Consider the following 14,085-nt stretch of genomic DNA (forward strand, 5'->3'; position numbering starts at 1 on the left):
TGCCACGCGCCGAGGAGTCACCTAGATTCAAAACAGCCGAACGGATGTTCAGACGACTTGGAAGTCCACGGGACGCGCGTGGCCGGACACTCAACGGAGAGCGCCCGGGCCGCGGGTCCTCCGGCACGTCCGTCCGGGTCCACCCGGTCCCCACCTGCCGTTCGGCTCCCCGCACACCCTCTCCCGGTCCTCGGAGGCGCGAATGACCACACCGTCCGACATGCACCTGCTCGACCTCAGCCGCTCCCCCGGGCAGCTCGCCCGGGTGTTCCGCCACGCCCACGAGATCCCGGACTCCCCCGCGATCACCTACGACGGGGGCGCACTCACCTGGGCACAGACCCTCGACCTCGTCCTCCGGCTCGCGCGGGACCTCCGTGATCGTGGTGTCCGTACCGGGGACCGGGTCGCCCTCCTCACGACGAACCGGCCGGAGTTCCTCCTCACCGTGCTCGCCACCTGGGCGCTCGGCGCGATCACGGTCCCGGTGAACTTCCGGCTCACTCCGCGCGAGGTCGCGTTCGTCCTCGACAACACGACCCCGGCGGTCCTCCTCGTGGAGGACCGCACCGCGGAGCTCGCCACCGGCGCCGGGGAGCACGCCGCCACGGCAGCGCCCGAGGTCCTCGACCTCGACAGCCGCGCGTACCTCGATCCGGCGACGTTCGCCTCGGGCCCGCTCGACGTCCTCGACGTCGTCGTGCCCGCGGCGGCGGACGACTGCGCGATCATGCACACCTCGGGGACGACGGGCAATCCCAAGGGAGCTGTGCTCTCGCACCTCAACGTGTTCGTGTGCTCGGCCGGTGTCGCGAAGAAATGGGAGGTGAGCAGCGGGAAGGGTGTCGTCATGCTCGCCCCGCCGCTCTTCCACATCGGCACGTTCCTCGCCTCGCAGGGGGCGATCGCCGGGGGCGGCACCGCGCTCGTCGTCGCGAGCAGCGGCTTCGACGCCGCCGCGACGCTCCGCACGATGAAGGAACACGCGGTGACCGCGGCATTCATGGTCCCCCAGCAGTGGTCGCTCCTGTGCGAGGAGATCGACCGGGCAGGAGGCGCGGACGCGGTCGGACTGCAGCTGGGTCATGCGAACTGGGGCGGCGCGCCGGCGAGCGCGAAGGTCCTCGACCACATGCGGGCGGCGATGCCGCACACCGAGGTGAAGGCGTCCTTCGGGCAGACCGAGACGAGCGGGTACGGCGTCGGCATCGACTGGGAGGACTCCCTGCGCAAACCCGGCTCGGTGGGCAAACCGGCCGACGACATGGAGGTGCGCGTCGTCGACCCGGAGATGAACGACGTGGCGCCCGGGGAGATCGGCGAGATCGTCTATCGCGGCCCCGGCGTCATGAGCCGCTTCTGGAACAACCCCGAGGCGACCGCGGAGGCCTTCGCCGGCGGGTGGTTCCACTCCGGCGACCTCGTCCGCCGCGACGAGGAGGGGTTCATCCACGTCGTCGACCGCCTCAAGGACATGATCATCTCCGGCGGCGAGAACATCTACTGCGCGGAGATCGAGAACGCGCTCACCTGGCATCCGGACATCGCCGAGGTCACCGTCGTCGGCCGACCGGACCCCACCTGGGGCGAGGTGCCGGTCGCGTGCATCGTCCCGCAGGACCCCGCCGCTCCACCCGACCTCGCCTCGGTGCGCGCTTACCTGAAGGACCGTCTCGCGTCCTACAAACACCCGAAGCACGTCCACATCCTCCCGGAACTCCCGCGGACGGGTGTCGGCAAGATCCACAAGCCCACCCTGCGCGAGGTGGTCGTCTCCTAGACGCCTCACGCACCTCGGCGGTCCCACCGGGGCTGCCTCCATCCGCACTGCGCTCATCAGCACAAAGGAGTGACGATGACACATGCACATGCACATGCACGCACCACGACGATTCTCACCACCGTACTCGGGGCGACGCTCTGCCTCGGACTCACCGCCTGCGCCGGTTCCGCCGGTGGAGCCGCGGCCGCCGGCGGAGGAGGTGGGGGCGAGGGCGTCGCATGGGGCGCCGCACCGGAGGAGTACGCGGCGGCCCTCGCCGATATGGAACCGGTGACCCTCGTCTACCAGGCCGGCGGACAGGGGCCCACGGGATTCACCGGCGAGGCCGAACTCGCGTTCGAGGCCTCCGTCGAGGAGTGGTCCGGCGGGAAGATCGACCTCGAGATCGTGTGGGGTCAGGCGATCGCGCCCTTCGACGAGGTGACGGAGGCGACCGCGGACGGACGCATCGACCTCGGCGTCGAGATCCCCATCTACTCCCCGAGCAAGTACCCGGCCATCAACGACCTCATCAACCTCTCGCCCACCGGAGCCGCGAGCCCGTACTTCGAGGAGATGGTGACGACGGCAGCCCTCCTCGACGTCGCGTGGAACACCCCGGAGATCCTCGAGTCCTACGAGGAGAAGGGGGCGACGGTCTACACGCCCACGATGTTCGAGTTCTCGAACGCCCTCATGTGCACCGAACCCGGCGGCTCGCTCGCCGAGCTCGGGGGACGGCAGATGCGCGTGGGGTCCGAGGCCGATCACGTACTCGCCGGCACCCTCGGCGGCAGCCCCGTGTCGATGCAGTTCGTCGAGGCGTTCGAGGCGCTTCAGCGGAACACGATCGACTGCACCTTCGGCGGGCTCAAGATCGGGGCGGACAACGGGTTCCTCACCGTGGCGCCCTATGCGGTCATCCCCACCGATCACGCCTTCGTCCGCAATCCGACCGCGCTCGTCGCGAGCCCGAAGGTCACCTCGCTCCCACTCGCCGCGCAGCAGCTGCTGTGGGATCTGCGTGCCGAGGCCTTCGCGAACACGATCGAGTCGAACATCAAGTTCAACGGTCAGGCGATGGGCATCATCGAGGAGAAGGGCGGTGACGTCGTCCGACTCGAACCCGATGCCGAGGCCGCACTCGCCACCGCGGTCGAGGACCTCCGTGGGCAGGTCGAGTCCTCGGACGCGGTGGACGGCGCGGCGATGATCGCGAACGTCGAGGACGCGCTCGAGAAGTACCGCGGGATCGCCGAGGACCTCGGGTACGTGCACTACGAGGACTACTTCGAGTTCGCCGAGGCCTACGAGGCCGAGCCGTTCGAGGTCGACGAGTTCGCGAACGCCGTGTTCGAGGAGGTCATGCTCGAGCGCAGGCCGTCCTGATCGTTCCTCGTGCGGGGATCGCCCCGCGCCCGTGCGGCCCGTCGGACCCCGAGTCCGGCGGGCCGCGTCGTGTTCCGGGCGCCCCGCGCACGCCGGGTGGCCTCCCCCTGGTAGAACCGTCCTTTCTCGAAAGACTTCGTGGTCGAGACTTTGCAGATCCGAACGAATGTTCATTAACGTGAGCGCGTACACGTCGCCCATTCGATGAGGAATGCCTGTTCGTGCCTGTTTCCACCGCTCCCTCACCCACCGTCCCGCCCTCCGTCCCCGCGGGATCCCCGGCCCGGCGAGGCACCCCGTTCACCCGGCGCACACGCACCGCCCTCGGGCTCGCCGCCGCCGGGATCACCCTCGTCGCCGCGTCCGGGTGCGCCGCCTCGGTCGCGCAGAACACCGCCTCGGTCGACACCGGCGAATCGGTGCCGTGGGGTGCAGGCCCCGAGGAGTACCGCGCCGCGCTCGCGGACATGGAACCCACGACACTCACGTTCCAGGCCGGCACGGCCTCGGGCGAGAGCCACACCGGCAAGCGTGAGCTCGCCTTCGCCGAGAACATCGAGGAGTGGTCCGGCGGGAAGATCCGGGTCGAGACCGTCTTCGGTCAGGCCATCGCGCCGTACGACGAGGTGACGGAGGGCGTGGCGGACGGTCGGATCGACATCGGGGTCGAGATCCCGATCTACACCCCGACGAAGTACCCGAACATCAATGCGCTCGTCGACCTCTCCACCTCCGTGAAGGGCGACCCGTACTTCAGCGAGATGGTGACGACGACCGCGATGCAGGAGGTGGCGTGGGACCACGGCGCGATCATCTCCGATTACGAGGAGAAGGGCGTCGACGTCCTCGTCCCCGTCGAGTTCGAGTTCTCGAACGCCCTGCTGTGCTCGGAACCACGCACGAGCACCGAGGACTTCGCCGGCTCGATGATCCGGGTCGGTTCGAAGGCGGACGTCGCGATCGTCAAGGCGCTGGGAGCCGTTCCGGTGTCCATGCACTACCCGGAGACGTACGAGGCCCTGCAGCGCAACACGATGGACTGCACCTTCGCGGGACTCAAGATCGCGCAGACCTACGGCTTCTACGACGCGGCCCCGTACGTGGTGTTCCCGCAGGAGAAGTCCTTCGTCCGCAGCCCCACGTCGATGATCGCCGGGCACGGGTTCCGGCAGCTCCCCCTCGCCGCCCGGCAGATGATCTTCGATCTCACGATGCACCGGTACGCCCAGCACATCGAGGCCTCCGTCGCGTTCAACGACGACTCGATGGAGGACATCGCGGCGAGCGGCGGTGAGGTGCTCCGGCTCGAGGCGGACGCCGAGGCCGCACTCGAGGGTGCGAACGCGGAACTCGCCGATCGCGTCGACGGCCTGCAGTCCCTCGACGGCAGTGCGCTCGCCTCGGATCTGGAGGCCGCGGTGACGAAGTGGGAGGGCATCGCCCGGGACGCCGGTTACGCCGAGATCCACGACCACGCGGACCTCGTCGGCGACTCCGCGGCCGCGGTCGACGGGATGCCCATCGCGAAGGCGCTCTACGAGGACGTGTACCTGGACCTCCGCCCCGGCGCCGGGGTCTGAGCGCGGTCGGGAGGCCGCCGACGGGCCGGTGCGGGATCAGCTCTGCTTCGCGGCGGCGCGCTCCTTCGCGATCGCGGTGCGCATCGCCCTCCGGGCGCGCTTCCGGTCACCGGCGGCATCGTAGGCGCAGGCGAGGCGGAACCAGCTGCGCCAGTCCTCGGGTGCGGCCTCGGTCTCACGCCGGTACTGCTCGAACGCCCGGTCGGCGGCCTCGCGCACGATCCGCCCACCGGGCGTGCGCGGGAGGTCGTCGACGGGCAGTCCGCCCTCGTCCCCGAGGGTCCGGCCGAGGCGTTCGATGCGGGCTCCGAAGAGGAGTTCGACGACGAGCGCCCACGCGCCGATCGCCGGCAGCGCGAAGAGGGCGACGCCCATGACCTTCGCGATGGGATTCGGATCGGTGAGCATGATCCAGCCGCGCTGGGCGGCGAACACGAGGTACAGGGCCAGCAGCACCGCGATGACGAGTGCGCCGATCTTCGCCTTCGTCATGCGGTGCGGAGGGAGAGGTAGTTCTCGAGACCCACGGCGAGCCCGGTGCGGTGCGGGATCTCCTTCACCGCGGTGACGATGCCCGGCATGAACGCGCTCGTCGACCAGGAGTCGGTGCGGATCGTGAGCGCCTCGCCCATCGACCCGAAGTGGATCTCCTCGTGAGCGTTCATGCCCGCCTGACGCACCGAGTGGACGTGGATGCCGTCGACCACCGCACCCCGACCACCGAGCGGATCGCTCTCGGTGTTGTCCGGGACGGCTCCGAGGCCCGCAGCCGTGCGGGCGGCCGCGATCTTCTGTGCGGTGTGGACCGCGGTGCCCGAAGGCGCGTCGAGCTTGCGGGTGTGATGGATCTCGACGACCTCCGCGGAGTCGAAGTAGGGCGCGGCGAGTTCGGCGAAGTGCATCGCGAGGACCGCACCGATCGAGAAGTTCGGGGCGATGAGGACCGCGGACTCCGGGTGTGCGGTGAGGAGCTCCTCGAGCCGCGCGAGCTTCTCCGCATCCCACCCGGTCGTTCCCACGACCGCCTTGAGGCCGTGCTCGACGAGGAAGCGGACGTTGTCCTCGGTGGACTTCGGGACGGTGAGTTCGACGGCGACCTCGGCCCCCGCCTCGAGAACGGTGTCGAGGGAGTCCTCCCGGCCGACGGTGGCGACGAGTTCGAGACCCTCGGCGGCCTCGATCGCCTCCACCGCGTGCGAGCCCATGCGTCCTGCTGCGCCGATGACGGCGACCCTGATGGTCATGAAGAACCTTTCGAAGCGTGTGGTGAACGCACACCAGCTTAGGCCAGGAGACGACCTCGGCCCCTCGTCCGGGAAGGACGAGGGGCCGAGGATCACACGGCGTCACGCACGGCCGTCGGGGGCCGCCGAACGACGTCGAGCCGGTGCCTGCGACGAACGGACTCAGATGAGGCCCGCGGTCTGCTTGACGGCGCGGTCGAAGCGCTCCTGGACGTTCGCCCAGTTGACGACGTTCCACCAGGCCTTGACGTAGTCCGGCTTCACGTTCTGATAGTCGAGGTAGAAGGCGTGCTCCCACATGTCGAGCTGGAGGAGCGGCACGTAACCGACCTGCACGTTGCCCTGCTGATCGTAGAGCTGCTCGATGGTGAGGCGGCCGCCGAGGGTGTCCCAGCCGAGGATGGCCCAGCCGGATCCCTGGATGGAGGTCGCGACGCCGGAGAAGTGACCACGGAACGCGTCGAAGCCACCGAACTGGTCGTCGATCGCAGCGGCGAGCTCGCCCTCGGGCTTGTCGCCACCGTCCGGGGACATGTTGGTCCAGAAGACCGAGTGGTTGACGTGACCACCGAGGTTGAAGGCGAGGTCCTTCGAGAGCTTGCCGATGGTGCCGAAGTCACCCTTCTCGCGGGCCTCCGCCATCTGCTCGAGAGCGGTGTTCGCGCCGGCCACGTAGGTGGCGTGGTGCTTGTCGTGGTGCAGTTCCATGATGCGAGCCGAAATGTGCGGCTCGAGTGCGGCGTAGTCGTACGGGAGCTCGGGGAGCGTGTACTTCTCGACCATGAAAGTCCTCCTCGTAGGGATGTACATCGGGACTGTGGGGTTCAGGCGACGGGCGGACCGCCGCATAGGACGACCCTATACCTCGGACTCGAACACGAACAACGGAGTATCGGCCCCGATGAGAAGCGGTGAGGAGATCCCGAGCTCGCACCCGGCGCGCACTCACCGACCTCTTGCACGGCCTGCCCCACCTGGCTACATTGACGTGATGCACCTCACTTTCGGAGGTCACGAGGATGTGACCCCCGATGGGCCGGGGCCGTGCACAGCGACGTGCACCCGGTCCACATCGTGCACATGCCCACGGAAGGACACCGATGTCCGGCAGTTCCCGCTCCCCCTCGACACCCTCCGGTCCCACCTCGGCAGCCAGAACGCCCGGGGGCACCACCGGCACCCTCGCCGGTGACGACACCGCGCTCACCGACGATGCCGCCCGCGACCTCATCGCCCAGTACGACGAGGAACTCCCCCAACGCGCCGTGTCCCCACGACTCGACGCGGCGATCGGCCTCGTGTGCTTCGCGATCGGGCTCTTCGTCCTCGTCCAGGTGTTCTGGCCGATCCCCCAGGGCAAGCAGTTCTACTTGATCTGGTTCCTCGCGCTCGTCCTCCCGCTCGTCTTCCTCCTCTACCGTCCGGCCGCGCGCCGGAAACCCGCCGAGGCGCCCGCCGACAGCGCGGACGAGCGCACCTCGGTGCCGGAACGCCGCTCGGACAACCCCTCGGTCGTCGACTGGCTCCTCGCCGTCATCGCCCTCGGCACCGGTCTCTATCCGGTCCTCCCGTTCCTCTCCGGCGGGTTCGACGCGTTCCTCGACCGGCAGGGCACGCTCAGTCCGCTCGACACCGTCATGGGCGGGCTCCTCCTTCTCCTCGTCCTCGAGGCGACGCGCCGTACCACCGGGCTCATCCTCCCGATCGTGTGCGTCGTCTTCTTCGTCTATGCGTACTACGGCAGTTACATCCCGCTCGGCTGGCCGGGGTCCCATGCGGGACTCGACTTCGACCAGATCGTCAACGCCCTCTACAACGAGGCGAGCGGCTTCTACGGGGTGCCGCTCGACGTCGCGGCGACGTACATCGTCCTCTTCACGATCTACGGCGCTGTGCTCGACCGGACCGGGGCGGCGAAGTTCTTCATCGACCTGAGCTTCTCCCTCTTCACGAAATCGAAGGCCGCACCCGGACGCACCGTCGCCCTCTCGGGGTTCCTGCTCGGCACGGTCTCCGGCTCGGGAACCGCGACCGCGGTCTCGCTCGGGGCCGTCACGTGGCCGGTGCTCAAGAAGGCCGGGTACCCGAAGGAGAACGCCGGTGGCATGCTCGCCGCGAGCGGCATCGGAGCGATCCTCTCCCCGCCGACCCTCGGAGCCGCGGCGTTCATCATCGCCGAACTCCTCGGCGTCGGGTACGGCACCGTTCTCCTCTGGGCGGTCGTCCCCACACTCCTGTACTACCTCGGGATCTTCCTCGCGATCGAGATCGACTCCCGGAAGATCGACGTCGACGAGGTGCCCGGCCCCAAACCCCGGACGTGGCCGGTGTTCCGGTCCGGCTTCTACCACTTCATCTCGCTCGGCATCATCGTCGTGTTCCTCGCGCTCGGCATCCCGCCGTTCAAGGCGGTCGTCTACGCGACGGGTGTCGGCATCCTCTTCGGTCTCCTCGAGATCGCCCATGCGCACGGATGGCGCCCGGTCCCGGCCCTGCGCGGGATCGCCGCGGTGGTCTACGGGGCGCTCTCGAGCGGCATCCGGTCCGCCCTCCCGGTGGCGAGCGTGTGTGCGGCCGCCGGCATCATCGTCTCGACGATCACGAAGACCGGGCTCGGACAGGTTCTCTCGACGATGCTCGTCGCCATCGCGGAGGGCATCACCTCGAACCCGACCCTCATCGTGATCCTCTCGTGCGTGTTCTCCGCGGTCGCGGTGACGATCCTCGGTCTCGCGGTGCCCGTCACGGCGTCGTTCATCATCAGCTGGGTCATCATCGGTCCGGCGCTCATCGGGCTCGGCATCCCGGAGGCCGCCGCCGCGATGTTCATCTTCTACTACGCGGTCCTCTCCGAGGTGTCCCCGCCGACCGCGCTCGCGGCCGTCGCCTCCGCCGCGATCACGGGAGGGAAGGTCGTGCCGACGATCTGGCAGGCGTGCAAGTACTCGATCCCCGCGTTCCTCGTCCCGCTCGCCTTCACCTTCACCCCCGAGGGCGCGGGCCTCGTCGCGCAGAGCGGGTTCCTCGGCGCACTCTGGACGGGCCTCGTCTCCGCGCTCGCGGTCGCCGCCCTCGCGGCCGGGGCCGGCGGCTGGATCCTCCGCCGCGCGCGCTGGCCCGAGCGCACCCTGTGTTTCCTCGCGGCGGGCGCACTCCTGTACCTGCAGCCGATGTCGATCCTCGTCGGGCTCGCCGCCCTCGTCCTCGCAGTTGTCGTCCACCTCGTCTCCGTCCGCCGTCGTACGGAACGATTCCTCGCCCCCGATCCCGTCGGCAGCCCCGCCGGGGCGGACCGGGCCCGCACCGAAAGGTCACTCTCATGAAGAACCCCCTCCTCCACCGCAGAGGCGCCACCGACCTCGGCGACCGCCGCACCCGACGCACGCTCACCTCCGTGGGAGCGGCCCTCGCCGCCGTGTCCCTCGTCCTCGCCGGTTGTGGCGGCCAGCGCGAACGCACCCCGGCCGGCGGAGAGGCTGCTGCCGACGGTGACACGTGCACCGCGATGCCCGGTTCACTCTCGATCGCCACCGGCAATTCGACGGGCGTCTACTACGTCCTCGGTGGTGGACTCGCGAGCGTGATCTCCGAGAACTCGGACCTCGCCGCAACGGCTGCGGAGACCGGTGCGTCGGTCCAGAACCTCCAGCAGCTCGCCGCCGGGGACTACGGGCTCGCCTTCTCCCTCGCCGACACCGCGGCGGACGCGGTGAACGGCGACGGCGAGTTCGACGGTCCGCAGGACCTCTCGGCGCTCGCCCGGATCTACGACAACTACACGCACGTCGTCGTGCGCAAGGACGCCGGGATCGAGTCCGTCGCGGACTTCGCCGGGAAGACCGTGTCCACGGGATCCCCGAAATCCGGTACCGAGGTCATCGCGCAGCGGCTCATCGAAGCGGCGGGCCTCGACCAGAGCGACGTCAACGCCCAGCGGATCGACCTCTCGTCGAGCACGGACGCGATGAAGGACGGGTCGATCGACGCGATGGTGTGGTCCGGCGGTCTGCCCACCGCAGGCATCACGGACCTCTTCACGAATGCCGGGGACCAGGTGGAGATCCTCGACATCTCCGATCTCGAACCGGCGATGAAGGAGATCAATCCTGTGTACGAGGTCTCCGAGATCCCCGCGGACACGTACACGGGGCAGGCGGCGGTCAACACGATCGCGACGCCGAACGTCCTCATGGTCCGGAACGACATGGACAACGGCACCGCGTGCGCCCTCACGACCATGTTGTTCGAGCACCACGACGATCTCGTGACGGTGCACGCCGCGGCCGAGGACATCGTCGTCGAGAACGCGACTCCCCCGGAGCCGATCACCCTTCACCCCGGAGCCCAGCAGGCGATCGAGACCCTGCAGGGCTGAGCCCCGGAAAGCGCGAAACGCCCGAGGCGCCCCTCCTGCGATGAGGAGGGGCGCCTCGGGCGTCGACGCGGTCGGATCCGCCCGGCAGCGGTACTGCGCAGTGCGGTGCGGGCGGTTCAGTCCGGCAGGTGCAGGGACTTCGCGGGACCGACGGTGACGAGTGCGGCATCCTGCGCATGCAGGCGCGCCGCGAGGTCGCGGACCATCTCCGGGGTCACGGCGCGGACCCGCGCGAGCGCGTCCATCGGTGACTCGAAGGGCTGGCCGGACATCTCGAGCCGGGCCAGGCGATTCATCCGTGCCGCCGAACTCTCGAGGCCGAGCATCGTCGACCCCGAGGCCTGTGCGATGACCGCAGCCACCTCGTCCTCCGCGGGAGTCTGCGTCGCGAGGCGCGCGAACTCCGCCGCGCACAGGTCGACGACCGCCTGGGCCTGCGCGGGCGAACATCCCGCGTAGATCCCGAACTGACCGGCGTCCTGGTAGCGGCTCGCGAAGCAGTGCACGGAGTACGCGAGCCCGTGCTCCTCCCGCACGGACTGGAACAACCGTGAGGACATGCCCCCGCCGAGCAGCGAGTACATGACGGAGAATGTGAACCGGTCCGGGTGCGCCTCCGGTAGACCGGGCACGCCGAGGATGATCCCCTGCTGCTCGGTCTCCTTGTCGACGAGGAGCGTGCCCGAGCGGAACCCCGGGGCGGTGCGCTCGGGGCGACCCGGCCGGGAGCCGGCGAGGGGCCGGGAGCCGGCGGGCGCCTCGGCGGTGGGCTGCTCCGTGGTGTGCCCCGGAGCCTGCGGCACCGGCAGGTGCGCGGTGGCGGCGAGGACCTGCTCGACGACCGCCTCGTGGGACTGCCCGCCGGCGGCGGCGAACACGAGCCGGGGCCCGATGTAGTTCGCCGCGTGGTGCTCGAGGAGCACCTCGTGCGGGAGTGCCGCGATCTGTTCCTTCGTCGCCCCGATCGGGCGACCGAGCGGATGATCACCGAAGACGAAGGAGTCGAAGCTCTCGTAGAGCACGTCCGTCGGATCGTCGGCGTCCATCGCGAGTTCCTCGATGATGACCCCGCGTTCGCGTTCGAACTCGGCGGGGTCGATGAGCGAATCGAGGACCATGTCCCACAGCAACTGCGTGACGACGGGAAGGTCGTCGACGAGGCACCGCGAGTAGTAGCAGGTGTACTCCTTCGCCGTCGCGGCGTTCGACTCCCCGCCGGTGCGGTCGAAGGTCTCCGCGATCTGCCGCGCCGTGCGGGTCCGCGTTCCCTTGAACAGCATGTGCTCGAGGAAGTGCGTGGACCCGGCGGTGCGGTCGGTCTCGTCGCGGGATCCGGAGTCGACCCAGATCCCGACGGTCTCGGATGCCAGGGTCGGCATCGTCTCGGTGATGACGCGTATACCACTGGGGAGGACAGTGCGCTTGACGCCACTGCCCTCCCCCTGGAGTTCTACCGTGTGCAAGAAGTGGTCTTACTCCTCGCCGGCGTCCTCGGCCACGACGGGCTCGAGGGTGAGCTTGCCACGGTTGTCGACCTCGGTGATCTCCACCTGGATCTTCTGACCGACGGAGACGACGTCCTCGACGTCCTCGACACGCTTGCCGTCGTTGAGCTTGCGCAGCGACGCGACGCGGATGAGGCCGTCCTTGCCCGGGGTGAGCGAGACGAACGCACCGAAGGGCATGCACTTGACGACGGTACCGAGGTACCGCTCGCCGACCTCGGGGACCTGCGGGTTCGCGATCGCGTTGACCGCCGCACGGGCGGCTTCCGCGGCCGGGCCGTCGGTCGCACCGATGAGCACGGTGCCGTCGTCCTCGATCGAGATGTCCGCGCCGGTGTCGTCCTGGATCTGGTTGATCATCTTGCCCTTGGGGCCGATGACCTCACCGATCTTGTCGACCGGGATCTTCACGGAGAGGATCCGCGGTGCGGTCGGGGCCATCTCCGCCGGGGCGTCGATCGCACCGTTGATGACGTCGAGGATCGCGAGGCGGGCCTCACGGGCCTGCTTGAGCGCGGCGGCGAGCACGGAGGCGGGGATGCCGTCGAGCTTGGTGTCGAGCTGGATCGCGGTGACGAACTCCGAGGTACCGGCGACCTTGAAGTCCATGTCGCCGAACGCGTCCTCGGCACCGAGGATGTCGGTGAGGGCCGCGTAGGCGGTCTGCGGACCGTCGGCGGTCTCGACGACGTCGGACACGAGGCCCATCGCGATACCGGCGACCGGGGCGCGCAGCGGCACACCGGCGTTGAGCATCGCGAGGGTGGAGGCGCAGACCGAACCCATCGAGGTCGAACCGTTCGAACCGAAGGCCTCGGAGACCTCACGGATCGCGTACGGGAAGTCCTCGCGGGACGGCAGCACCGGCACGAGCGCGCGCTCGGCGAGGGCGCCGTGACCGATCTCGCGGCGCTTGGGCGAACCCACGCGGCCGGTCTCACCGGTGGAGTACGGCGGGAAGTTGTAGTGGTGGATGTAGCGCTTGCTCTTCACCGGGGACAGCGAGTCGATCTGCTGTTCCATCTTGAGCATGTTGAGCGTGGTGATACCCATGATCTGGGTCTCACCGCGCTCGAAGATCGCCGAACCGTGGACGCGCGGAACGACACCGACCTCCGCCGTGAGCGGGCGGATGTCCTTGAGGCCACGTCCGTCGATGCGGACCTGCTCCTTGAGGATGCGCTGGCGCACGACCTTCTTCGTGAGGGCGTTGAGCGCGCCGGCGATCTCCTTCTCGCGACCTTCGAAACGCTCACCGAGCTGCTCGAAGAGGGACTCGAGGAGCGCCTCACCGGCGGCCTCGCGCTCCTGCTTGTCGGCGATCTGGAAGTTCTTCGTCTGCTGCTCGAAGGCGAGTTCCTCGACCGCGGCGTAGACGTCGTCCTGGTAGTCGCGGAAGAGCGGGAACTCCTGGACCGGCTTGGCGGCCTTGTCCGCGAGCTCCTGCTGGGCACGGCACAGTTCACGGATGAACGGCTTCGCGGCCTCGAGGCCCTCGGCGACGATCTCCTCGGTCGGAGCGGTGGCGCCATCGGCGATGAGGTCGAAGGAGTGATCGGAGGCCTCGGCCTCGACCATCATGATGGCGACGTCGTCACCGGCGACACGGCCGGCAACCGCCATGTTGAACACGGCGTTCTCGAGCTGCGAGGCGTTCGGGAACGCGACCCACTGGTCCTCGATGAGGGCGACGCGCACACCGCCGATGGGACCGGAGAAGGGCAGACCGGACAGCTGGGTCGACATCGACGCGGCGTTGATCGCGAGGGTGTCGTAGAGGTGGTCCGGGTGGATCGACATCACGGTGACGACGATCTGCACCTCGTTGCGCAGGCCCTTGACGAAGGTCGGGCGCAGCGGGCGGTCGATGAGGCGGCACGCGAGGATGGCGTCCGTCGAGGGACGACCCTCACGGCGGAAGAAGGAACCGGGGATGCGGCCGGCGGCGTACATCCGCTCCTCGACGTCCACGGTAAGCGGGAAGAAGTCGAAGTGGTCCTTCGGGTTCTTGCTCACCGCGGTCGCGGACATGAGCATGGTCTCGTCGTCGAGGTAGGCGACGGCGGCACCGGCGGCCTGCTGGGCGAGTCGCCCGGTCTCGAAGCGGACGGTGTGTGAGCCGAATCGACCGTTGTCGATGTGGGCTACTGCGGATTCAGGGTTCAGACCCAAAGAGAATCTCCGTTCATCTGCACGCCGAGTGCGTGCTGCGGTGACCCGTGGTCACGTT

At 68.9% G+C, this 14,085-nt stretch carries 10 protein-coding genes; 5 read left to right on the forward strand and 5 right to left on the reverse strand.

Going from position 1 to position 14,085, the window contains the following annotated elements:
• Window positions 1-202 precede the first annotated feature (202 nt).
• The 3 genes from ABD172_RS06475 (at window position 203) to ABD172_RS06485 (ending at window position 4,731) form a co-directional block, all read left to right on the forward strand.
• Window positions 203-1,780: an AMP-binding protein gene (locus ABD172_RS06475; protein WP_344308026.1), complete on the forward strand. Its 1,578-nt coding sequence runs from the start codon at window positions 203-205 to the stop codon at window positions 1,778-1,780.
• Window positions 1,781-1,855: 75 nt separating this feature from the next.
• Entirely contained in the window at window positions 1,856-3,151 is a 1,296-nt protein-coding gene (locus ABD172_RS06480) for a type 2 periplasmic-binding domain-containing protein (RefSeq protein WP_344308028.1), read from the forward strand.
• 221 nt (window positions 3,152-3,372) lie between these two features.
• Entirely contained in the window at window positions 3,373-4,731 is a 1,359-nt protein-coding gene (locus ABD172_RS06485) for a type 2 periplasmic-binding domain-containing protein (RefSeq protein WP_344308030.1), read from the forward strand.
• 36 nt (window positions 4,732-4,767) lie between these two features.
• Here the strand turns inward: ABD172_RS06485 and ABD172_RS06490 are convergent, their stop codons facing one another.
• The 3 genes from ABD172_RS06490 to ABD172_RS06500 all read right to left on the reverse strand — a co-directional run bounded on the left by ABD172_RS06490 (window position 4,768) and on the right by ABD172_RS06500 (window position 6,758).
• Complete coding sequence (locus tag ABD172_RS06490; RefSeq protein ID WP_344308032.1) at window positions 4,768-5,223, reverse strand: hypothetical protein; 456 nt, start codon at window positions 5,221-5,223, stop codon at window positions 4,768-4,770.
• Window positions 5,220-5,975: a 4-hydroxy-tetrahydrodipicolinate reductase gene (gene dapB / locus ABD172_RS06495; protein ID WP_344308034.1), complete on the reverse strand. Its 756-nt coding sequence runs from the start codon at window positions 5,973-5,975 to the stop codon at window positions 5,220-5,222. The genes ABD172_RS06490 and dapB overlap by 4 nt, the downstream gene beginning before the upstream one ends.
• A gap of 162 nt (window positions 5,976-6,137) precedes the next feature.
• A complete protein-coding gene (locus tag ABD172_RS06500) occupies window positions 6,138-6,758 on the reverse strand; it encodes a superoxide dismutase (RefSeq protein ID WP_344308036.1) in 621 nt (206 codons plus the stop codon).
• 317 nt (window positions 6,759-7,075) lie between these two features.
• Here ABD172_RS06500 and ABD172_RS06505 point away from each other — a divergent pair, with 317 nt between their 5' ends.
• Together ABD172_RS06505 and ABD172_RS06510 are read left to right on the forward strand one after the other, a co-directional pair.
• Window positions 7,076-9,298, forward strand: a complete 2,223-nt coding sequence (locus tag ABD172_RS06505) for a TRAP transporter permease (RefSeq protein WP_344308038.1) — start codon at window positions 7,076-7,078, stop codon at window positions 9,296-9,298.
• Window positions 9,295-10,350 carry a TAXI family TRAP transporter solute-binding subunit gene (locus ABD172_RS06510; protein WP_344308040.1) on the forward strand — a complete coding sequence of 352 codons (1,056 nt, stop codon included), beginning with the start codon at window positions 9,295-9,297 and terminating at the stop codon, window positions 10,348-10,350. Before ABD172_RS06505 ends, ABD172_RS06510 begins: the two co-directional genes overlap by 4 nt.
• Window positions 10,351-10,466: 116 nt before the next feature.
• On the opposite strand, the gene ABD172_RS06515 is transcribed toward ABD172_RS06510, so the two are convergent.
• Both ABD172_RS06515 and ABD172_RS06520 read right to left on the reverse strand, forming a co-directional pair.
• Window positions 10,467-11,813: a M16 family metallopeptidase gene (locus ABD172_RS06515; RefSeq protein WP_344308042.1), complete on the reverse strand. Its 1,347-nt coding sequence runs from the start codon at window positions 11,811-11,813 to the stop codon at window positions 10,467-10,469.
• A gap of 9 nt (window positions 11,814-11,822) precedes the next feature.
• Window positions 11,823-14,027 carry a polyribonucleotide nucleotidyltransferase gene (locus ABD172_RS06520; RefSeq protein WP_344308044.1) on the reverse strand — a complete coding sequence of 735 codons (2,205 nt, stop codon included), beginning with the start codon at window positions 14,025-14,027 and terminating at the stop codon, window positions 11,823-11,825.
• Window positions 14,028-14,085: the final 58 nt, after the last annotated feature.

Source organism: Brevibacterium samyangense, assembly GCF_039529845.1.
GTDB classification, from domain to species: Bacteria; Actinomycetota; Actinomycetes; order Actinomycetales; family Brevibacteriaceae; genus Brevibacterium; species Brevibacterium samyangense.